The sequence below is a fragment of the Leifsonia sp. EB41 genome, from assembly GCF_041262565.1.
Lineage (GTDB): Bacteria > Actinomycetota > Actinomycetes > Actinomycetales > Microbacteriaceae > Leifsonia.
This window is the reverse complement of sequence record NZ_JBGCCJ010000001.1, coordinates 4,003,773-4,022,987: the sequence shown is the minus strand read 5'-3', so window position 1 is coordinate 4,022,987 and position 19,215 is coordinate 4,003,773. Positions and strand designations below refer to the sequence as shown.

At 68.5% G+C, this 19,215-nt stretch carries 23 protein-coding genes; 6 read left to right on the top strand and 17 right to left on the bottom strand.

What is annotated here, in order from left to right; all coding sequences use genetic code 11:
• Nucleotides 1–221: 221 nt before the first annotated feature.
• Both ABH923_RS19845 and ABH923_RS19840 read left to right on the top strand, forming a co-directional pair.
• Complete coding sequence (locus ABH923_RS19845; RefSeq protein ID WP_370057115.1) at nucleotides 222–1,328, top strand: AI-2E family transporter; 1,107 nt, start codon at nucleotides 222–224, stop codon at nucleotides 1,326–1,328.
• Between the two features lie 19 nt (nucleotides 1,329–1,347).
• A complete protein-coding gene (locus ABH923_RS19840; RefSeq protein WP_370057114.1) occupies nucleotides 1,348–2,109 on the top strand; it encodes an SDR family oxidoreductase in 762 nt (253 codons plus the stop codon).
• Here ABH923_RS19840 and ABH923_RS19835 read toward each other — a convergent pair.
• On the bottom strand, nucleotides 2,088–3,038 hold the full coding sequence (locus tag ABH923_RS19835; RefSeq protein WP_370057113.1) for an NAD-dependent epimerase/dehydratase family protein: 951 nt from the start codon (nucleotides 3,036–3,038) through the stop codon (nucleotides 2,088–2,090). The two genes, ABH923_RS19840 and ABH923_RS19835, sit on opposite strands and share 22 nt — an antisense overlap.
• A gap of 68 nt (nucleotides 3,039–3,106) precedes the next feature.
• On the opposite strand from ABH923_RS19835, the gene ABH923_RS19830 reads away from it, so the two are divergent.
• A complete protein-coding gene (locus ABH923_RS19830; protein ID WP_370057112.1) occupies nucleotides 3,107–3,454 on the top strand; it encodes a metalloregulator ArsR/SmtB family transcription factor in 348 nt (115 codons plus the stop codon).
• A gap of 83 nt (nucleotides 3,455–3,537) precedes the next feature.
• Nucleotides 3,538–5,463: an FG-GAP repeat domain-containing protein gene (locus ABH923_RS19825; protein ID WP_370057111.1), complete on the top strand. Its 1,926-nt coding sequence runs from the start codon at nucleotides 3,538–3,540 to the stop codon at nucleotides 5,461–5,463.
• A gap of 12 nt (nucleotides 5,464–5,475) precedes the next feature.
• Here ABH923_RS19825 and ABH923_RS19820 read toward each other — a convergent pair whose 3' ends face one another.
• The 7 genes from ABH923_RS19820 to ABH923_RS19790 form a co-directional block, all read right to left on the bottom strand.
• Entirely contained in the window at nucleotides 5,476–7,098 is a 1,623-nt protein-coding gene (locus ABH923_RS19820; RefSeq protein WP_370057110.1) for an FG-GAP repeat domain-containing protein, read from the bottom strand.
• Between the two features lie 110 nt (nucleotides 7,099–7,208).
• A complete protein-coding gene (locus ABH923_RS19815; RefSeq protein WP_370057109.1) occupies nucleotides 7,209–8,432 on the bottom strand; it encodes an MFS transporter in 1,224 nt (407 codons plus the stop codon).
• A 107-nt stretch (nucleotides 8,433–8,539) separates the two neighbouring features.
• Nucleotides 8,540–9,223: a class I SAM-dependent methyltransferase gene (locus tag ABH923_RS19810; RefSeq protein WP_370057108.1), complete on the bottom strand. Its 684-nt coding sequence runs from the start codon at nucleotides 9,221–9,223 to the stop codon at nucleotides 8,540–8,542.
• Nucleotides 9,220–9,687 carry an SRPBCC family protein gene (locus ABH923_RS19805; RefSeq protein ID WP_370057107.1) on the bottom strand — a complete coding sequence of 156 codons (468 nt, stop codon included), beginning with the start codon at nucleotides 9,685–9,687 and terminating at the stop codon, nucleotides 9,220–9,222. The genes ABH923_RS19810 and ABH923_RS19805 overlap by 4 nt, the downstream gene beginning before the upstream one ends.
• The gene (locus ABH923_RS19800; RefSeq protein WP_370057106.1) at nucleotides 9,684–10,571 is read right to left on the bottom strand and encodes an alpha/beta fold hydrolase; all 888 of its coding nucleotides are present in this window, start codon (nucleotides 10,569–10,571) and stop codon (nucleotides 9,684–9,686) included. The genes ABH923_RS19805 and ABH923_RS19800 overlap by 4 nt, the downstream gene beginning before the upstream one ends.
• A 94-nt stretch (nucleotides 10,572–10,665) precedes the next feature.
• Nucleotides 10,666–11,007 (bottom strand): DUF4190 domain-containing protein, encoded by a 342-nt coding sequence (locus ABH923_RS19795; protein ID WP_370057105.1) that lies wholly within the window; start codon nucleotides 11,005–11,007, stop codon nucleotides 10,666–10,668.
• 147 nt (nucleotides 11,008–11,154) lie between these two features.
• Complete coding sequence (locus ABH923_RS19790; RefSeq protein ID WP_370057104.1) at nucleotides 11,155–11,739, bottom strand: hypothetical protein; 585 nt, start codon at nucleotides 11,737–11,739, stop codon at nucleotides 11,155–11,157.
• A 101-nt stretch (nucleotides 11,740–11,840) separates the two neighbouring features.
• Between ABH923_RS19790 and ABH923_RS19785 the strand changes: the two genes are divergently transcribed.
• Complete coding sequence (locus ABH923_RS19785) at nucleotides 11,841–12,080, top strand: hypothetical protein (RefSeq protein WP_370057103.1); 240 nt, start codon at nucleotides 11,841–11,843, stop codon at nucleotides 12,078–12,080.
• A gap of 145 nt (nucleotides 12,081–12,225) precedes the next feature.
• Here ABH923_RS19785 and ABH923_RS19780 read toward each other — a convergent pair whose 3' ends face one another.
• From ABH923_RS19780 to ABH923_RS19750, 7 genes are all read right to left on the bottom strand, one after another.
• Nucleotides 12,226–12,867: a hypothetical protein gene (locus ABH923_RS19780; RefSeq protein ID WP_370057101.1), complete on the bottom strand. Its 642-nt coding sequence runs from the start codon at nucleotides 12,865–12,867 to the stop codon at nucleotides 12,226–12,228.
• Between the two features lie 99 nt (nucleotides 12,868–12,966).
• Nucleotides 12,967–13,602, bottom strand: a complete 636-nt coding sequence (locus ABH923_RS19775; RefSeq protein ID WP_370057100.1) for a response regulator — start codon at nucleotides 13,600–13,602, stop codon at nucleotides 12,967–12,969.
• A complete protein-coding gene (locus ABH923_RS19770; RefSeq protein ID WP_370057099.1) occupies nucleotides 13,599–14,813 on the bottom strand; it encodes a sensor histidine kinase in 1,215 nt (404 codons plus the stop codon). Before ABH923_RS19770 ends, ABH923_RS19775 begins: the two co-directional genes overlap by 4 nt.
• 94 nt (nucleotides 14,814–14,907) lie before the next feature.
• On the bottom strand, nucleotides 14,908–15,357 hold the full coding sequence (locus tag ABH923_RS19765) for a hypothetical protein (RefSeq protein WP_370057098.1): 450 nt from the start codon (nucleotides 15,355–15,357) through the stop codon (nucleotides 14,908–14,910).
• Nucleotides 15,358–15,511: 154 nt separating this feature from the next.
• Nucleotides 15,512–15,820: a hypothetical protein gene (locus ABH923_RS19760; RefSeq protein WP_370057097.1), complete on the bottom strand. Its 309-nt coding sequence runs from the start codon at nucleotides 15,818–15,820 to the stop codon at nucleotides 15,512–15,514.
• Nucleotides 15,817–16,239, bottom strand: coding sequence for an ADP-ribosylation/crystallin J1 (locus tag ABH923_RS19755; protein ID WP_370057096.1), 423 nt, complete (start codon nucleotides 16,237–16,239; stop codon nucleotides 15,817–15,819). Before ABH923_RS19755 ends, ABH923_RS19760 begins: the two co-directional genes overlap by 4 nt.
• A 143-nt stretch (nucleotides 16,240–16,382) precedes the next feature.
• Nucleotides 16,383–16,979, bottom strand: coding sequence for an LON peptidase substrate-binding domain-containing protein (locus ABH923_RS19750; RefSeq protein ID WP_370057402.1), 597 nt, complete (start codon nucleotides 16,977–16,979; stop codon nucleotides 16,383–16,385).
• 50 nt (nucleotides 16,980–17,029) lie between these two features.
• On the opposite strand from ABH923_RS19750, the gene ABH923_RS19745 reads away from it, so the two are divergent.
• On the top strand, nucleotides 17,030–17,527 hold the full coding sequence (locus ABH923_RS19745) for a DUF427 domain-containing protein (protein ID WP_370057095.1): 498 nt from the start codon (nucleotides 17,030–17,032) through the stop codon (nucleotides 17,525–17,527).
• A gap of 891 nt (nucleotides 17,528–18,418) precedes the next feature.
• Here ABH923_RS19745 and ABH923_RS19740 read toward each other — a convergent pair.
• Together ABH923_RS19740 and ABH923_RS19735 are read right to left on the bottom strand one after the other, a co-directional pair.
• Complete coding sequence (locus tag ABH923_RS19740; protein WP_370057094.1) at nucleotides 18,419–18,799, bottom strand: hypothetical protein; 381 nt, start codon at nucleotides 18,797–18,799, stop codon at nucleotides 18,419–18,421.
• A 16-nt stretch (nucleotides 18,800–18,815) separates the two neighbouring features.
• Nucleotides 18,816–19,103 (bottom strand): hypothetical protein, encoded by a 288-nt coding sequence (locus ABH923_RS19735; protein WP_370057093.1) that lies wholly within the window; start codon nucleotides 19,101–19,103, stop codon nucleotides 18,816–18,818.
• Nucleotides 19,104–19,215: the final 112 nt, after the last annotated feature.

Below are 19,215 nucleotides of genomic sequence, written 5' to 3'. Positions count from 1 at the left end.
CCGTTACAAAGAAAATGACTTTTGTAATTGCTTTCGGACAGTAGAGCATGCCTTTCGGGAGAAGGTCAAGAGCGAGTTTCCTACAAACAAATCGATTTGCGTATTCCCGACCATTCGACCCCGGTTCCACCGGCCGCGCGCGTCGGTCTTGTCCTCCCCGACCGCGCGCCAATACGCTCGGCGGAAGGCGTGAAATACGCCGACCACGAGAGGCGGGCGCCATGCGTTTCATCCAGTCGCCGGAGCGGCGCATCCACTCGCACGCTCCCGACACCGGGAGCGCTCCGCTCCTGAAGCGCAGCCCGCTGCTGTTCGGCTTCGTCGTCACGCTCGGCGCGCTGGGCGCTGTGGCCGCCGGCTACATGCTCTACGGCCTCCGCTCGATCATCTTCTCGGTCTTCCTCGCGGCCTTCGCGACCGTCGGCCTGGACCCGCTGATCCGCTGGTTCCAGCGGCACGGGATGAAGCGGGCCTGGGCGATCGTCACGGTCATCCTGCTCATCGTCGGCGTGCTCGTCGCGATCATCTGGGTCGTCGTCCCGCTGATCGTGCAGCAGATCACCAACCTCGCGACGGCCATCCCAGCCGAGGTCGCCAAGCTTCGGGCCGAAGGCTGGTTCGACTCCACCAACGCCGCCAGCAACGGCGTCCTCGGGCAGGCGCTCACCTGGATCTCCGACCAGGTCAAGGACCCGAAGACCTGGGCCAACATCGGGAACGGTCTTGTCGGCTTCGGACTCTCCGTGCTCAACGGCTTCACGACCGGCTTCTTCATCGCCATCCTGACGATCTACTTCATCGCCTCCTACGACTCCACCAAGGCCTCGCTGTACCACCTGGTGCGCCGTTCGCACCGCGACCGGTTCGAGGGCTACACCGAGCGGATCCTGCAGAACTTCGGCAAATACCTGAGCGGAATGGTGATCCTCGCGTTCCTCAACGCGACCTACAGCCTCATCCTGCTGCTGGTCACCGGCGTGCCTGGAGCGTTCCTGATCGCGCTCGCGGCGTTCTTCATCACGCTCATCCCCTTGATCGGAACGGTGCTCACCACCATCCTGATGACGATCCTGGCGCTGATCCACTCGCCGGTGAGCGCGATCGTGGTGCTGATCTTCATGCTGATCTACATGCAGGTGGAGGCATACATCCTCACGCCGAAGGTGATGGGCAAGGCGGTGCAGGTCCCCGGCTCCGTCGTGCTCATCTCCGCGCTCGCCGGCTCGACCCTGTTCGGCCTCCCGGGCGCGCTGGTCGCCATCCCGATCTCCGCCGGCATCATCCTCATCATCAAGGAGGTCGTCATGCCCAGGAAGGATCGGACGTAGCGGCGTAGAGTCCATCGACGTGACCACGAATATCGCCCTCATCACCGGGGCAAACAAGGGAATCGGCTTCGAGACGGCCCGGCGGCTCGGCGAGCTCGGGATGACCGTGCTCCTCGGTGCGCGGGACGAGCAGCGCGGGCTCGAAGCGGAGGCCGCGCTGCGTGACGGCGGCGCGGACGCCCGGTTCGTCCAGCTGGACGTGACCGACGCCGACTCGATCGCCCGTGCGGCCGGCTGGATCGACGACGAGTTCGGCCGACTCGACGTGCTGGTGAACAACGCGGGCACGGCCACGGTCTCCCGGCAGCGCGCCCTCGCCAGCGCGACCTCCCTGGCGGACATGCGCGCGGTCTACGACATCAACGTGTTCGGCCTGGTCGCCGTCACCAACGCGATGCTGCCGCTGCTCCGCCGCTCCGCGGCCGGGCGCATCGTCAACGTGTCGAGCGAGGTCGGCTCGATCGGGTCGCAGTCCGACCCGGCCAGCCCGCTGTACGACATGCCTGCGTCCGCGCAGTACCCGTCATCCAAGGCGGCGGTCAACATGCTCACCGCCATGTACGCGAAGGAGCTGAGAGGCACCCCGATCAAGGTGAACGCCGCCAACCCCGGCTTCACGGACACCGACTTCAACGACCACCGCGGCATCCGCTCGGTCGAGGACGGCGCGGAGCCGAGCGTCCACCTGGCGACGCTGCCCGACGACGGGCCGTCCGGCGTGCTCTGGGGACACCTGTGGCTGCGTGAGGGCGAGGGCGGCTACGGCGTGCTGCCCTGGTAGCCGGTCCGGCCAGCGCCACCACGGCCGCGACCGCGCTCGCGCCACCACCGCACCGCCCGCAGATCGTCCAGCCCGAAGCCGCCGGTCGGCAGCGCCGCCCGGATCCGCTCATCGTCGAACGACCGCCACGGCCGCAGGCCCTCCGGAAGCTCCGGCGCGTACGGCGCGGGCTCGTCCACGCCCTCGGCCAGCATGCGCGCCTGGGCCTTCGCGACCAGCGGGACCACCATCGTCCACTCGGTGAGCCGCGCGAGCACCCGGATCGTCCAGACCGGCGCCGGGACGTAGACGGGCCGGCGCCCGGCGACGCGCGCGATGCGGCGGACGGCCTCCCCCAGCGTGAACTCGTCCGCGCCCATGACCGCGACGGTCGGGTCCGGGATGCGGCCCTCCAGCGCCGCGAGCAGCACGTCGACGGCGTCCTCCACCGGGACCGGTCGGACGTTCCGCTCGCGGAAGCCGACCGTCGCGAAGATCGGGAGGGTGCGCACCGCGCGCGTGACGTGGTCGATCATGTGGTCGCCTTCGCCGTAGATCATCCCGCACTTGAGAATGGTGTGCTCGACCCCGGAGGCGCGCACGAGCTCCTCGGCGGCGAACTTCGTCTCGTGGTACGGCGACCCGCAGTCCGGCCTGGCGCGCAAGAAGCTGACCATGACGATCCGCTTCACGCCCGCACGCCGCGCGGCCTCCACGACGGCACGGGTCCCGTCGACGTGGACGCGCTGGAAGGTCTGGCCGCCGATCTCGCGGTTGATCCCCGCGCAGTGCGCGACCGCATCGCAGCCGGCGAAGGCCAGCGTCAGGGCGTCGACGTCGTCGATGGCGACGCCGGTGCGGCGGGAGACGATGACGGTCTCGGCGGGGTCCAGCCGCTCGGCGAGGTGACGTCCGACGAACCCGGTTCCCCCGGTGATGGCGATGCGCACAGTCCCTGCTCCTTCGCTAGTTAGCAATGAAGCTAAACTGTATCTAGCAATGGTGCTATATTGCAACCATGACAGACAGCGCGACCGAGGTCTTCGCGGCGCTCGCGCACCCGACGCGGCGCCAGATCCTCCAGGACCTCAAAGACGGCGAGCTCGCCGCCGGGGAGATCGCCGCCCGGTTCAACGCCACCGGCCCGACCATCTCCCGCCACCTGAGCGTCCTGCGCCAGGCCGGACTCGTCACCGAGCGCCGGGACGCCAATCGGATCCTCTACTCCCTGGTGACCGACCGGCTCGCGCTGTCGGTAGGCGACTTCCTGTCGACCGTGTGCCCGGAGCAGATCGTGCTGCGCGAGGTGCGCAAGCGCGGGAACGGGCGGGGCGCCGGACGTCCGGCCGCCCACCCTGCCGGATGACCCTGGGAAAGCGCTCCCGCAGCGTGTAGCCTTCCGAACGAAACGCCCACTCGCAGGGCCCGATCGGGGGATCAGGGATCGCTATGGCATTCGCTACCAGGAGCGCCGGCCTCGCCGCCGTGCTCGCCGTCGTCGGAGCGCTCGCGCTCGCAGCCGCACCGCAGAGCGATGGGCCAGCCGCCGCGGCCGGCGCCACCGCGACACCGTCTGCACTGACCACGGACTTCTACTACTACACCGGCACGCAGGGGTCGTACGCCGTTCCGGCCGGCATCAGCGATCTCACGGTCGAGCTCGGTGGCGGGGGGACGACGCCGGTGAGCAACCCGAACCACTCGCGCGCCGGCCACTTCGTCATCGACCTCGGCACCGCGTACGCCGGACAGACCCTCAGCTACCTGGTCGGAGGGAACGGCTTGGGCAGCACGGCGGCGCCGGCCGGGACGCAGAACGCCGGAGGCGGGGGCACCTACCTCGCGATCGGGAACACCCTCCTCGCGGTGGCGGGCGGCGGCGGCGGAACCGGAAGCGACACGGGCGCGGCCACGGCGACCACGGTCGGCGGCTCCGGAGGCTACATCGCCGCCTCCGGAACGTCCGTCGCGGGCGCAGCAGGCACCGCGGGCGCCAATCCACAGGCCGTCGGCGGCGGCGCGTCCGGTGGCACGGCGGGCACACCCGGCGCCAACAGCACCGGCGCCCCCACCGGGTCGGCGGGGTCAGGGCCGGCGTCGGTCGTGAACGGCGTCATCCAGCCGGCGCTCGGCGGCTACGGTGCACCGGGCGCAGGTGGCGGCGGAGGCGGCTACACCGGCGGCGGGGGCGGCAGCACGTACACTGCGGGAGGGACGACCTCGAACGGTGCGGGCGGCGGAGGCTCCGCCTACGTGGCGCCGGGCGTGACAGTTACCAGCGGTGACACGAAGACGTTCCTCGGGGGCATCGTCTTCCGGTTCACCATCCCCTTCAGCCTGTCCGTCTCGCCCGACAGCGTGGCCTCCGGCGGGTCGGTCACCGCGACCATCGCCGGGCTCGAGCGCCAGAACGCGTTCGCCATCCGGCTCGACTCCGCCTCCGGCCCCGACCTCGCCGACAGCAGGACGGACACGGTCGGAGGCGCGACGGTCGCGGTGCCGATCCCGGCCGGCACGTCCCTGGGCGACCACGTACTCTTCCTGCAAGAGAGCGCCACGGAGGGTGCAGGCGGCGCCAGCGGCGTCAGCAATCCGTTCACGGTAACGCAATCGGTCTGGCGGCTGCACGACTTCAACGGGGACGGCTACCCGGACGTGATGGCGCGCAACAGCGCAGGCGCCCTCCTGATGTACACCGGCGACGGCACCGGAGGCTGGGCTCCACCGATCGCCACCCGGGTCGGCTCCGGCTGGAACGGCATGACCGCCATGATCGCCCCCGGCGACTTCAACGGCGACGGCCACCCCGACATCCTCGCCCGCGACGCGACAGGAACCCTCTGGCTCTACCCCGGCGACGGACACGGCGGCTGGGGCGCCCGAACCGCCGTCGGCTCCGGCTGGAACATCATGACCAGCATCGTCGCCGCCGGCGACTTCAACGGCGACGGCCACCCCGACGTCCTCGCCGTCACCACCGACGGCACGCTGCGCCTCTACCCCGGGAACGGACAGGGCGGCTGGGGCACGCCCAGCGACATCGGCTCCGGCTGGAATGTGATGACCGCCATCCTCTCCCCCGGCGACTTCGACGGCGACGGCAACCCCGACCTCCTCGCGCGCAACAGCGCAGGCCAGCTCCTCGCCTACTACCACACGCCCACCGGTTGGACCGGGGCCGACGTCGTGGGCTACGGCTGGAACGGCATGACCAGCATCCTCTCCGTCGGCGACTTCGACGGCGACGGCATCACCGACGTCGTCGCCCGCGACAGCAGCGGCACGCTCTGGCTCTACCCGACCGACGGCCAGGGAGGCTGGGGCGCGCCGTACCAGATCGGGGAAGGCTGGAACGGCATGAGCTGGATCGGCTAGCGTCGCGCGGCGCTACTGGATCAGGGTGAGGAAGAACGACCACCCCGATCCGATGACCCGCGGCTGCTCGCCGGGGACGAGGGGATCCTTCAGGTACAGCAGCTGCCCGTTGTTGTAGGGGTTCGCGACCACGATGCCGGAGGAGCCGCGGCCTTCGTAGTCGCCCGTCGACCATCCGCCGAGGGGCGCGTTCATGCTGCTCGACGGAGTGAACGGCACGGACGCGGGGAAGGGCGTGCTGTTCCCGGCCGGAGTGCGGTTGAGGTCGATGGCCGCGCCTCCCGGCGTCAGGTCGGCATAGCCGTCACCGTTGAAATCGGCCAGCCCGATGGTCGTCAGGTTCGTGCCGTTCACCAGACCGTCGCTCGCGATCCGCACGCCCGTGCTGAACGGACGGTGGAGCGGGTCGGTGAGGAACCGGTTCTTGTAGAACCACCGGGTGCCGTCCGACTTGTCGGCGACGATGTCCGCGTATCCGTCGCCGTCGACGTCGCCGAGGCTGATCGACGTGAAGGACTGCCAGCCCGTTCCGATCAGCGTGGCCGCCGAGTACGGCAGGCCCGCGGGCGAGCTGAAGATGTTGTTGTAGTACGCGACGAGCGTGCCGTCCGTCCTGAGCGCGACCACCTCGGCGACGCCGTCGCCGGTGAGGTCTCCGGTGACGACCTGCCGCATCCCGTAGTTCGGGCCCCAGCCGGTGCCGATGAGCCGCCGCGTGCTGAACGGCACACCGCCCGGGTTGGAGCGGATGCCGTTCGGGTAGAGCAGGAGGTGCCCGCCCGCGTCCATGACGAGCAGGTCCCCGTAGCCGTCGCCGGTGACGTCCGAGTCGTGGAAGAGGGCCGCCCGCTTCGGAGCCTTGGCGATCGGAGCACACGGGTCGGTGGTCGTGAGCGTACCCTGCGCGATCGGTGCGGCCTGACTCGTGCTCGTCACGCTCCAGGTATAGCCCCCGTTCGCCATGAGTCCGTCCGGGGTGACGGGCTTACTGGCGATCAGCCGGCCGTTCGCGTCGGCCACGGCCCCGACCAGGGTGCGCACCGTCGTCGCCGTGTTCAGGAAGTCGAACTGGTAGGGCTGCCCCGGCACGAACCCGCCCAGAGCGCCGCCGAAGTCGACCTCCGTACTGCTCTCCCCCTGGGTCGTGAGGAAGCGCAGCGGACAGTTCAGCGTCACGGTGGGCGCACCGGTCATCGTGACGCCGCTCGCGCAGGTGTTGGCGGTCACAACGGTGGACTGCCCTCCGGTCGAGTTCACCCGCGACGCCTCGACCATGTATTGGGCGCCCGACACGAAGTTCTGGGCGAGCGTGCCGGCGACGGTCGCGCCCCCGTTCGCGTCGGTCGTCAGCGCGATCGACGGATCGGGCGGCGCCGTCGGGTACAACCCCGTCCACCGGCTGGCGCCCAGCACATAGGCCGTGTTCGGGGCGAGTCCGGTGATGGTCGACGCGACCTGCGCCGACGTGTAGTACCCGCTCTGCAGGCTCGTGCAGTCGATGGTGACGCTGGCGGATGCGAAGCCGTTGACCGAGGCAGGGAGGGCTTGCGCCGGCGCGGAGAGCACACCCGCTCCCGCGACCAGGGCGACGGCGGCCACCACTCCGACGACCAGCCGACGCAGACGTGCTTTCACGGGAACCCTCTCGATGCGATCGCACCGGAAGGCGCTTCCACAGAGTACTGTCCGCGCGTGCATCCACCGATACCCGCGATGGAGGGCCAGCAGGTGCGACCCGCGCCCACCTACCCCCGCACCCGCTCCCCCACCGCCCGGTTCAGAACCACCAGGCCGCCTGCCGCCACCAGCGCCAGCCCCGCCGGGATCACGAACACCAGGGGCAGCCCGAGCGCGCCCGCCCCGAGGCCTCCGGCAAGGCCGCCGACCGCCGAGCTGAGCGCAGGCGCGCTGAGGTAGATCGCCGACGCCGTCGCGATGGCGGTGGGGAGCAGCCGCTGGGCCACGATGATCCCGAGGCCGGCGAAGACGCCCCAGACTCCGCCCATCAGGACCTGGCCCGCGAACAGGCCGATCGCCGTCCCCGTCGTCGCGAAGAGGAGGTTCGCGCCCACCCCGAACAGCGCGCCGAGCACCATGAGTGGCAGCATCCCCATCCGCCGCGCGACCACGACCGCGACCGGCATCAGCACGAGCTCGACGAGCGGCTGGATGCCGATGATCGCGCCGCTCAGAGCGGCAGGGAAATGGAGCTGCTCGTTCATGTAGATCGGCAGGTACGCGTACTTGATCGGCTCGCCTGCGTACACCAGGATGAACAGCCCCGTGAACGCGAGGAGCGCGCCCATCGCCCGCACCGGCACGTGCGCGACCGGCCGCGCGGCGCCCGGGTCGTCCGCGGTCGCGTCGTCGCGCTCGCGCAGTGTCCCGAGGGGCACGATCTGGGCGAGCGTGCACACCGCGGTCGCGACCAGCATCGCGCGGAGCCCCGCCTGCGCCGCGAGGAACGCGCCGGCCACCGGCCCGACGACCCAGCCGAGGGTCAGCGCCATCCGCACGATCGACACCACGCCGTCCGCCGCCGGGGTCGGCGACGCCGCGAGCTCGTCGTGGATGGCCGCGAAGAGCTGGGAGGTCGCCGCGCCCGCGAAGCCGAGCACCACAGCGCTGATCACGAACGGCATCCACAGCGCGCCGGAGAACGCGATCGCGAGCCAGCCGGCGAACCCTGCGACCGCGCAGAGCCGGAACAGCCCGAGCCGGCGCCCGGTGCGGTCGGAGCGCCGCCCGATCAGGTAACCGGCGACCGGGGCGGTGAGGTTGGTGAGGTAGTAGAGGCCGGCCGTGGTGAGCGAGGCGCCGAGGTCCCTGACCAGGAACTGGGCGATCTGCGGGGCCGCGGCGGAGAAGCCGAGCCCGGAGAGGAACAGCGCGACCGTCGCGCCACGGTAGAGCGGGGAGGCCAGCACGACCCGCACGGCGGACGGGGTGCGGGTGAGTTGATCGGTCATCGAAAGCGGGGTCTCCCTCGGGCGGGCCGGAAAAACCCACTATTGGATGGTTTGTGCGATGGTAGGCGCTGTGAGCCGCCTCCGCAAGCGCGACGGCAAGACTCGCCTCACCGTGGGGCCGACTCCCCCGCACGCGTCCCGGTCGCGAGGAACGCCGTCCCGAAGCACAGCTCCTCCCACGCCGCGTCCGCCAACCCCTCACGCATCGCCGTGCGGATGACCTCCCACGGCCGCCGCCCGATCCACTCGTCCAGGGAGGCCGACCTCCCCACCGCCGCGACCCCGAGCCGCGTCAGCCACGCCGGCGTGCGGTCGGGCGCCTTCAGATCGAGCACCGCCCAGCGGCCGCCGGGGACGAGGGCAGCAGCCCCGTGAGCGACGACCGCGCCGCAGTCCGGGACCTGCGTCAGCGCGTACGTGGACAGGATGGCATCCACCCCTCGCGGGAAGACGAACTCCCCCGCCTCCGCCTGCACCAGCTCCACATTACGCCAGCCGTGCGCCGCGACCCGCGACCGGGCGCGGTCGAGCATGGCGTCCGTCAGGTCGACCCCGATGAGCCGTCCGCCCGGGCCGATCGCGTCCTGCAGCAGCGGGAAGTTCAGTCCCGTGCCGCAGGCGACCTCCACCACGGTCGCGCCGGGGCGGAGGCCGAGCGCCCGCACCGTGCGGAGCCGCTGCGACCGCTGCGGGTAGCCGGGCACCGGGTACAGCCGTGAGGTGAGGTCGTAGTGCGCGGCCTTCCGCCGGTAGACCTCGATCAGGCGCTGGGCGCCGTCCACCCGGGTCACGGCGACCCCGCGCCTGCCTGGACGTCGGCCTCCACAGCGGCCTTGATCGCGGCCATCTCGATGTCGCTCGTGCGCTGGATCCTGCTTCGGAGGATGCCGGGCGGAATGAGGCGCATGACGTTCGCGAGGTCCACCTCCACCCACATGATGGCGTCGGTGCTGTCCTCGCCCGCCGGCAGGATCTCCATGCCCCAGCGCGCCGGCGAGGACCCGATGGTGCCCGCGAACCCCATCGTGTGCGGCGCGTCGACGTCGGTGATCCGCTCACTGCGACGATGCTCCCGCCGGAAGTCCCTCGCCCGCTGATCGATCCACCCGCCGGCGACGAGCGACCCGCCGCCCCGGACGTTGCATTCGAGCACCGTGGGCGCCCACTCGGCCCAGCGCCCGACGTCGCTCAGGTAGTCCCACACGTCGCGGACACTGCCGGCGACGACGATCCTGCTCTCGGTGCGAATGGTCATGGGTCGGGCCGTGGGGTCGTCACGGCGTGCGTCCTCCTGTGAGGTACACGGGGTGGGCGGGTGGATGGTTCAGCGCGGTCAGCCGCCGAACCGCGCCCTGACGTGTTCGCCGCGATGAACGCCGCCGCGTCCGCCGCGACCCGCTCCGGCCGCTCCCACAGGACCAGGTGCCCCGTCTCCTCGTAGATCACCAGCCGGCTGACGTCGATCGCCGCCGCGAGCTCTTGCGCCTGCGAGGCGGGCAGGATGTCGTCCTGCGCGCCCCACAGGATCAGGGTCGGCACCGCGATCGTCCCGCTCCGGAGCGGCGGCGGCGCGGCGACGAGCCCCTCGATTCCCGCCACCCAGACCGCCAGCGGGATGGTCAACGCCGAGGTCGACTGGTCGTCGAGGAAACCCTCCGGCACCGGCGAGCGCAGCGGGAGCACCCCGTCGAGCGCCCGGATGTCGTCCCGGGTGACGGGGTCCTGGAACGACGCCAGCACGCGCGCGAGCGTCTCCGGCACCGGTCCCTGCCGGTCGCTCGGCGCCCCGACCAGCACGAGTCCCTGCACGCGCTCGGGATGCGCGACCGCGACCTGCTGCGCCACATAGCCGCCGCTGGACGTCCCGAGCAGCCAGCAGGCGTCGATCCCCAGCGCGTCCAGGAGCGCGACCACGTCCTCGCCGGCGTCGGTCAGCGAGTACCCGCCCGCCGGCTTCGCGCTCTCGCCGACGCCGCGCTGATCGGGTACGACGAGCCCAAGGTCAGGCGAAAGCAAGGGGACCAGCCGATCGAACGAGCGGTGCGTCTCGCCCCACGCGTGCAGGAGCACGACCGTTTCGCCGCGGCCGGACTCGTGTATGGCCAGGTCGACACCGGTTGAGAGCGGGACGCGGCGCATGCGGGCATTATGGCGCGTGGGGAGGCGGGGTGTTCAGACCCGACCGATATCCCGGACGGATCCGCAGCGCCGCTGCCTCCAGGAACCGCCGTCATCAGGACGTGTGGGAGGCCGAACCGATCGCGGCGAGGATCATCACGCCGAACAGGATGATCGGGATGGGCAGGAACCCGCACACGATAGCCGCGATGGCTTCACGCCGACGGAACCCACCGATGCGCTTGGCCGTGCCGAGACCGATGAACCCGAAGATGATCCCCAGCAGCGCCGGCAGCCAACACATGAAGATTCCGACGAACGGGATGAGCGACAGAGCGGCCCCGACGATGCCGAGCACCATCCCGGCGATGGCCAGCCCGTTGGTCGGCGGCTTGGGGGCGTGCTGAACGTAGACGTACTGCGTCGGCTGGCTGCCCCAGCCCGGGCCTGAACTCATGGGGCAACCCTGACACCCATTGCGGGTTGCCCGGCAGTCCCAACGCGGGGGTGGTGCAAGGCGCAGGGCTCCACTCGACAGTGGCGACGAGCCCGTGCCTGCGATGAGACCGTTCCCGGATGCCGCTATTCGTGTGCCGTCGAAGTGCTACTGCTGCATGATGCCGACGACTGCGACCAGCATGATGCCAACGATGATGAGCGCCGCCACCGCGAAGATCAGGGTGGCAACGACCGTCAGCCGATGAATCACAGTGCGACGCACGTCTGTCCTCGGGTCCGCGTCGTCGACAAAGACCTTGGCGATGGCCGTCTCCACGATTCCCGAATAGGGAAGCCGTTCGACTGTGACCGAATCGGATCCCGCCACGCTTGAGTCGCTTTCAGCCTTGGGCGCAACGTCACGGATCGGGATTCGCCCACGGAAGACCGCAACGACGTTCGTCACCGTCAAGACAAGCAACGCCGAACCGACGACGAGCGAGGAGACGAAGACCGCCGGTCGCGAACTCGACGCGTAACTCCACACGGTCGCACCAAGTCCGATGTCGATGAGCAGTAGGGCGCCGTACACGACCGAACGCTTCAGTGCGCGTGAGCGCGCCGCATCGAATGAGCGCTTCGAAGCCCGCTCTAGTACGCCGACGAGTCGACGCCGGAGGATCAACGCGAAGATTCCGATGACCAGCGGCCAGAACGCAATCAATTCCAGAACCACTAACGGCGTGAACATGGGCGTCTTCCTTCGCGGTGAACGGAGTACCAGGCTATTCGCCCAAGCGATTCTGCCCGTCTATCTCGGTTCACGCGCCGATCCCCGGCAGAATGACCCACGTGAACGTAGAACCGATCGTGATGCTCATCGCTGGGTGCGGAAGTATCGCAACAGGATTCGCACTCGTGCTGTTCCGCTCGGAGTTCGCGGCTAGGAACAAGAAGAACATCGAGGCGAGCATCGTCGGCAAACTATTCCCCGGCTTCGGCGAACGGTCGACTCCGGGAAAGATGATTCCCGTGGGAGTGATATCCGTCATCGTTGGCATCACGCTGATCGTCAGGTCCATCTCGGCGTGATCTCCGAGACACGTTCCGGCCAGTGGCCATGCTTCTGCTCCGCGCCGCTGGACGCCGGATACACCGCTCGGACGCCCCGGACGACGGTTGAGTTGGACCACGACGAGTTCCTCCCCTTCCTGCCCTGAGCCCAGGCCGGCATCCCTCAGGAGTGGAACATCCCGATCCACCACACAGCCAGTCCGCCGAGCACGAACACACCGGCAACGGTCAGCAGCAGCCACAGAAACCCGACCAGGTACTCGACACCGGCCCGCCCACGGGTATCGGGCGCACGCTGCCCCACGAGGCGCTCGATCCGGGATCGACCACCCACTGCGAAGGGCGAGAGCAGCACAAGCATCCGCAGTCCACGACCGATCACGAACGCCCCGTGGACCGTCCCACCTTTCCCGGGCGCCCTGAACCGCACGACCAGGGCGCCGGGAACCCGGATCCTGCGACGCCAGACGACCGTGGCGGCCACGAGTTCATCGCCCTCCCGCCACGCCGCGCTGGGAGGCACCGCGAGTCCGCAGAGCCACTGACCGACCAGCCCCGTCACCAGGACGAGCACGAACGCGAGGTTGGGCAGCCAGTCTCGCGGCTGCCCGTTCGAGTCCCATCCCTCCGCCGCCCAAGTCGGACGGGTCAGCCGACTCGCGACGACGGCCGCGACCGTCGCGATGACGAGTGCGCGCCCGGCCCACACCGCGACGAGGCCGAACCCGGACAAGCGCAGGCCTCTCGGGGGTGTGTCGGTCGCGGGCGCGATCTGATCGGCGCGGGTCGGGTCGGCGTTCTCCATTTCAGGTCGATCTTGGCAGAGCGGAGGTCGTTCAGCGCATCGCCCCGCAGGGGATGTCCGGGCACGCCCACGTGGCTCCGCTGCCTTCCGTCCCGAGCTTCAACGAACCAGCCCGTTCTCATACGCGAACGCCACTAGCTGGACGCGTGAGGTCAACGCGAGCTTGGCGAGGATGCTTCGGATATGCGTTTTCACGGTGGCCTCGGCGATGAACGCGGTGGCGCCGATCTCGCCGTTGCTGAGGCCGCGTGCGGCCAGGAGGAACACTTCCTTCTCCCGCATAGTCAACGGGTCAATCGCTTCGGGCCGCCGGCGTGCGAGCGCGCGGAAGAGCTCGCTGGTCGCCTTGGGCGCGATGACGGAGTGCCCCTCGTGCACCGTCCGGACAGCGGCGAGGATGAAGTCGGGCGTCGAGTCTTTCAGCAGAAAGCCGTCGGCGCCCGCCCGGAGCGCAGCAGCGACCGCCTCATCGCGGTCGAAGGTCGTGAGCACGACGATGCGCGTCGGAACGGAGTCCGACATGCTGCGGATCGCGCGCGTCGCCGCGATGCCGTCCACTTCCGGCATCCGGATGTCCATGAGCATGACATCCGGCCGTTTCGCTCGCGCGAGCTCGATTGCCTGCCGACCGTCGTTCGCCGTCCCTGCGAAGTCGAGGTCGTGCTGTGACTCGATCACCATCTGCAGCCCCGCGCAGAACAACGGCTGATCGTCAGCGACAGCGACCCGGATCACGCGGTCACCCCTTCGAGCTCCACGGCGGGAATGTAGGCCGTGACGAGGTAGCCGCCTGGGACGTCGTCGTCGGGTCCGGCGTCGAGCCATCCTCCGGCCAGCCGCGCGCGCTCCCGCATCCCGATGAGACCTCGCCCAGCCTCGTTGACCGCTGCTGCCGGCTTCCGATCGTCGGCGGGACGGGACGCGAGCGAGAGGGCGATCCCATCGTCGCGCCCGTCCAGCGCGAGACGCGCCGACGCGCCAGGCCCGGCATGTTTCAGGGTGTTCGTCAGTCCCTCCTGAACGATCCGGTAGATGGCCAGCTGTTGCGCGGCGGTGAACTCGCCGATCTCCCCGAAGTGCTCGACCGACACCGACAGGCCGGACGCCGAGAGCCGCTTCACCAATTCATCCAGGTCTCCCAGCCCCGGATGGGTCGGTCCGTGCGGAGTCCCGAGGAGGGTCTCGATCAGGACGCGGACTTCCGTGAGCGAAGACCGTGCAGTGGAGGCGATGGTGGCCAGGGACGGGACCACGGCCGCCGGCCGCTCGTCCGCGAGCAGACGCGCGCCATCCGCTTGAGCCAGGATCACCGACAACGAATGCGCCATGATGTCGTGCACATCCTGCGCGATCCGTTCCCGCTCGGCCGCCACGGACAACTCCGATTCCGCGGCACGCAGCTTGCGTGTGGCAAGGGCCAACTCGAGTTCGTCCGCGCGTTTGCGGCCCCACACCCCGATCAACGTCCCGCTCAGCCATGCGACGGTCGCGGCAGCCGCGCACAGCGTGAAGAACATGGCTCGCGCACTGGGGTCGCCGCGACCGATGCCCAACCACCAGGACAGCAACCCCGCAATCGACACGCCGACCCCGACGGCGAAGACGAGCACGACGACGCGCATCCGGCCATGTACCGCCGACGCCACCACGAGGATGACGATCGCGTAGCCCAGGTACACGAGCGGCTCATCGAAGATCGCTGTGGGAAAGAACAACTGGCCGACGAGCACGGCTGCCCCCGCCGCCATTGCCACAATCGGCAGGAGCCGCGAAATCCCGATCGCAATCGACAGTGCGAGCAAGGCAGCCCAGAACGGCACTGTGCTGCGGAGCGCCCCCGGACCGATCTGGTGCCGGCCGACGACCTCCAGCGCCCAGAGCACGAAGAAGATCAGAGCGAGGGCGGGTTCGAAGAGCCATCGGCTGCGGTGCATGAACGACCTCATGCGAACACGCTAGGGCTCCGGAGGACCGAACTGCTGCCTTGCGCCGCTGACATCATCCCTAGGGAGGAGAGCGCTCCACTCGCGGGCGAATGCGTCAGCAGTCCCCCGCCCAACGGCCCGGCTGGCAGGTGGCGCCGTCCATCCCGCTTCCGGGAGCGAAGGCGATGCTGTCCACAAGCCAGACGCCGTCCTTCTGGACGAGCGTCGCGACCTGCTGGGTGGCATAGCCGTACTCGGGCAGCGGGTGCGGCCGCGGCATCATGGTGGTCTCGGTGAACTCCACGACGACATCGTCTCCCTTCCTGCTCATTCCGGTCGCATCGATCGATGTCGTGAAGCCGACGAACGTGTCCGGCTCGCTCCCCGCGGCCGGGGCCCGCCGAAGCCGCACCCCTTCAGCGGCTGTGACGTGCTGCGGAAAGGCCGGAGGCGTGAACGACGACGCGAGCGCCGAGGTCACCATCCGACCGTTCCGGTAATCGATGTCGGCTCCGATGGCCTGGCGGATCTGCGCCTGGTCGGAGGGCATGATTCCCTGAGCCATCGAGGCGATTGTCGTAGGTCCCACTCCGACTCCCAGCAGCAGCACCATCGCCGCCCCTGCTGCGCCGCCTGCCAACCACCAGATCCGAACCCGCGATCTCATCGACTCAGCTCTCCCCCGTCGTGACGTCTACTGTCCAAATTCAGCGTCACCGTCAGCCCGCCGCCTCTTCGCCCACCGCCCGCAGAATTTGGGAAAGCCACACGGCCGAGTGCGAGATGACACGATCCTGCTCGACGCTGCCGATCAAGGACTGCCATGCCTCTGTCAACTGACCGATGGTCATCGCGTCCGGTTCAGGCTTCGCAGTCATTTCGTAGGCCTCAGGTCGCTGGATCCACCAGAAATAGTCGTCGCGGAGGATCACAGCGTTGCCCTCGTGCTCTTCGATGTGCGTGATCACCGCCTCGAACACCCTCCGCAAGTCAGCGGTCGGAACGGTGAGCGATTTTTCGAGAGTCACGTCTGTGACCGGCCCTTCGAGGTTGGCTGTGATCCAAACCGGAACTCGACGACGTCGCCGTCCCGTCCGCGTCGGAAGCTGCGGGTCACTTCGATCAGCCCGACGACGTTGTCATTGAGTTCGTCGAGTCGTTCGGCGGGGATCCAGTATTCGAGGATGGTTTGGCCGCCGACCTGCTGGACGTCGAACTCGTCCAGAAAATCCTGACGCAGACGGAAACGCGTGACGTGGCCCTCACCGGACGCTGTGACATTCCAGTCCCGGGCGATACGCACGGCGTAGTCCTCGTTCAGCACCGGATAGAAGATCGGCTGGTCAGGCAGTCTCGGCGGCCATCGAGTCCAGCCGGACTCCTCGACCAGCAACAGTTCTTCGGGCCCGGTCGGACGCCAAAGCGTAACGATTTCGACGTCTGCCATGGCTCACACGTTATAGCGGAACTCCTCACGGTTCCGGCCTATTCGCACGTCTCGGCCGAGAAGTATCGATAGCGGATCCGCCTCTGGGTGAAAGCGGCTTGCAGAACTTCGCGGACGGAAGGACCAGAGGTGATGGACGGTGGTCAGAGACCTCCCTCGGCGGACCAGAGCTCCTCTGCCTCGAGGGTCAGATCGACCAGCTGACGCAGCAGACCCCCCATCGTTGTCGACCTCAACAGGGTGTACCTGTCGTACTCGCCCAGCGGGGCGATCGCCGCCAGTTGCCACACGGCTGCGGCGGGATCGTCCGACAGCTCGACGCCGGCATCCGAGTGCGGCTCCGCGACGCGGGCGATCACGCGGCGGACAACCGCTTCGGCTTCGGCCCGCAGTGGTGCGAGCGCCTCGGACCACTCCAGGTCCGGCAACATCGAGAGTTCGGCCCGGGGATACGGTTCCTCCTCGACCCAGCGCTCGACCGTGAACCTCCGGGTACCCACGCCGACGATCAGCAGGTCGTCGGCGCCCGCGGCGGCGCTCACCAGGCGCGCCATCGTCCCGACCGAGGCGCGCTGGTCGCCACCCCCGGCTTCGGGTCCGCGCTCGATGAGGACGACGCCGAACTCGAACCCCGGTTCGTCCTCGTCGAGCAGTCGCCCGACCATCGTGAGATACCGCGGCTCGAACACCCGCAGCGGGACGGCCACGGAGGGGAACAGCACGGATCCGAGCGGGAACATCGGTGAGGCGGCCATACTCCAGTGAAGCACCGGGGGCATAGAGTGAAAAGGTGTCCCGACCGCGCCCCGAGATCCCAGGAACGGGGCAGGAGTCCGTGTGGGACTACCCGAGGCCGCCGCGCATCGAGCGCGTCACCGCGCCTGTCACGATCCGTCTGGGCGGACAGCTCATCGTTGAGACCCGTGACGTCGTCCGGGTGCTCGAGACCAGCCATCCGCCGGTCTACTACCTGCCGATAGCGGACTTCGCGGCCGGCGCGCTGGTCGACGCCGACGGTTCATCGTTCTGCGAGTTCAAGGGCACCGCACGATATCTCGACGTGCGCGGCGGAGGCGAGGTGCGGTCCGCGTGCGCGTGGAACTACCCGCAGCCATCGCCCGGGTTCGAGCCGCTCCGAGAGCGCGTCGCCGTCTACGCGCAGCAGATGGACGAGTGCACGGTCGACGGCGAGGTCGTCACGCCGCAGCCGGGAGGCTTCTACGGCGGCTGGATCACGAGTGCCGTCGTCGGGCCCTTCAAGGGATCGCCCGGGTCACTGGGCTGGTGAACGCCGGGGATACCCGTCTCCACTGTTTCCAAGGGATCGGGGGCTTCTCGCCCCGGAGATTGGTCAACTCGCTGGATCTCACGGTGAACCTGAACCGATGCCGCCAGCTGGGCCCGGCGTAAGATCCGCTCCGTGAAAACCTCGAACCGAATAAAGATCATCGGTGCAGTCTGCGGGCTCGTCGTGTGCGCGGCCGGGGTGGGATGGCTACTCCTCCAAGGCCCGCGGCCGTTCGGCGAGATCCTCACTATGGCGGGAGCGATCTTCGCGGGATCCTTACTTCTCAGTTTGTGGATCTACAGGCAGAAGTGAGGCCTAAACCACCTCGATCACTGAAGCGCTGCGGGCGAAGACGGCGATCAACCCGCGCTCGACGACGTAAGGGCCCCGCTTTCGTTGGCGTCGAACAAGACTGGTCTTATCGACTGGGAGATACGAAATCAGATGTGGGCAAAATGCGGCCGCATCGCGCACCGTCCCACGAAAACGCAGAAGCCCCCGATCCCACTGTTTCCAAGGGATCGGGGGCTTCTCGCCACCTGCGGTGTTGGGTGCGCCCCCAGGGACTTGAACCCGGATACGGGCCGCCGGAGGAGGTCAACCGGCTCGAAAATCCGCGGAATTATGCGCCTTTTGGTTGACTAGAGACCGTTTGGATCTCATACGATCTCACTCGGTTGGGGGCAAAATGTGGGCACGCTGGGAAAGTATTGGGGCTGGGCCCTCGGGCCGGCATCGCGGTCTTGGAGCGACGGATCCGTGGCCTCGACTTCTGCGAGCAAACCTTCGAGCACAGAGATCAACTCCGGGAGGTCATCGGTCAGGAATTATCCCATGCCAACGGATTTCACCGCGCGAAAGTGCTGATCTGCGGTTCAAGGAGTTGGTTTCCTACGCTTCTCGCAGCGCGGCTCGCACCGACTCAGCGTCTAACGCATTTCGCGTCATCCATCTTGTGAACGCCGCGGCAGAGTAAGTCGGCGGATGACCGGAGAACTGAATACCTGCTGCAGAGAGACGTATCTCGATGTCGCGCCGAATGCGTGACCTGCTCAGGAAAACAAGCGGCGCCGCGTACGAGGCGATCAGCGCCAACCCGCCCGCGATCCAGTTGAGCGAGGTGACACTCACGGCTGCGATCGCAGCCAGAACGATCGCAACGGCGACAACAACGATGAAGGCACCCCACATCAGATTGCCAACGGTCGACGAGCGAATGAGCCGTGCCCGATACGGGTCCTCGGCGTAATCTGCCCAGCTCGCGGAGTTCACGGTCGCCTTGCCGGATTCAATGTGTGGAGCACTCGTCCACCCCTTGGGGCGTGAGCTTCGAATCGGATCGGACGAGTTCGAAGCACAGAGGATTGTCGGACCCAGTGTCCAGACCGAACGCGATCGTTCGCTGATTGTCGCGGCCGGTGACGAAGAGACCGCTACTTCGGCACGTCGCTGAATCCGGATACAGCTGCATGTTTTGGTCCGCGAGGAGGATGTTCCATTTCCCGGAACAGCTCACGACTGGGCCGTGCGGTTCATCAGAGAGTCCATCGGCAACGTATTCCGGCATGTTCGTCATGACGAAAGTCGAATCCGATCTCAGAACCAGTCGGCCCGGACCATGCACCCACGTACCGACCACGTCAGAGGCGTCCTTTGCCAGCGGGTAGGAGTCGCCAGTGCACCCGGCA

What these genes read in the sequence shown, in the direction of transcription:
- ABH923_RS19845 (WP_370057115.1), top strand. Translation starts at nt 222, where the DNA reads ATGCGTTTCATCCAGTCGCCGGAGCGGCGCATCCACTCGCACGCTCCC.
- ABH923_RS19830 (WP_370057112.1), top strand. Translation starts at nt 3,107, where the DNA reads ATGACAGACAGCGCGACCGAGGTCTTCGCGGCGCTCGCGCACCCGACG.
- ABH923_RS19825 (WP_370057111.1), top strand. Translation starts at nt 3,538, where the DNA reads ATGGCATTCGCTACCAGGAGCGCCGGCCTCGCCGCCGTGCTCGCCGTC.
- ABH923_RS19815 (WP_370057109.1), bottom strand. Translation starts at nt 8,432, where the DNA reads ATGACCGATCAACTCACCCGCACCCCGTCCGCCGTGCGGGTCGTGCTG.
- ABH923_RS19805 (WP_370057107.1), bottom strand. Translation starts at nt 9,687, where the DNA reads ATGACCATTCGCACCGAGAGCAGGATCGTCGTCGCCGGCAGTGTCCGC.
- ABH923_RS19800 (WP_370057106.1), bottom strand. Translation starts at nt 10,571, where the DNA reads ATGCGCCGCGTCCCGCTCTCAACCGGTGTCGACCTGGCCATACACGAG.
- ABH923_RS19795 (WP_370057105.1), bottom strand. Translation starts at nt 11,007, where the DNA reads ATGAGTTCAGGCCCGGGCTGGGGCAGCCAGCCGACGCAGTACGTCTAC.
- ABH923_RS19790 (WP_370057104.1), bottom strand. Translation starts at nt 11,739, where the DNA reads ATGTTCACGCCGTTAGTGGTTCTGGAATTGATTGCGTTCTGGCCGCTG.
- ABH923_RS19780 (WP_370057101.1), bottom strand. Translation starts at nt 12,867, where the DNA reads ATGGAGAACGCCGACCCGACCCGCGCCGATCAGATCGCGCCCGCGACC.
- ABH923_RS19770 (WP_370057099.1), bottom strand. Translation starts at nt 14,813, where the DNA reads ATGAGGTCGTTCATGCACCGCAGCCGATGGCTCTTCGAACCCGCCCTC.
- ABH923_RS19765 (WP_370057098.1), bottom strand. Translation starts at nt 15,357, where the DNA reads ATGGCTCAGGGAATCATGCCCTCCGACCAGGCGCAGATCCGCCAGGCC.
- ABH923_RS19755 (WP_370057096.1), bottom strand. Translation starts at nt 16,239, where the DNA reads ATGGCAGACGTCGAAATCGTTACGCTTTGGCGTCCGACCGGGCCCGAA.
- ABH923_RS19750 (WP_370057402.1), bottom strand. Translation starts at nt 16,979, where the DNA reads ATGTTCCCGCTCGGATCCGTGCTGTTCCCCTCCGTGGCCGTCCCGCTG.
- ABH923_RS19735 (WP_370057093.1), bottom strand. Translation starts at nt 19,103, where the DNA reads ATGACGAACATGCCGGAATACGTTGCCGATGGACTCTCTGATGAACCG.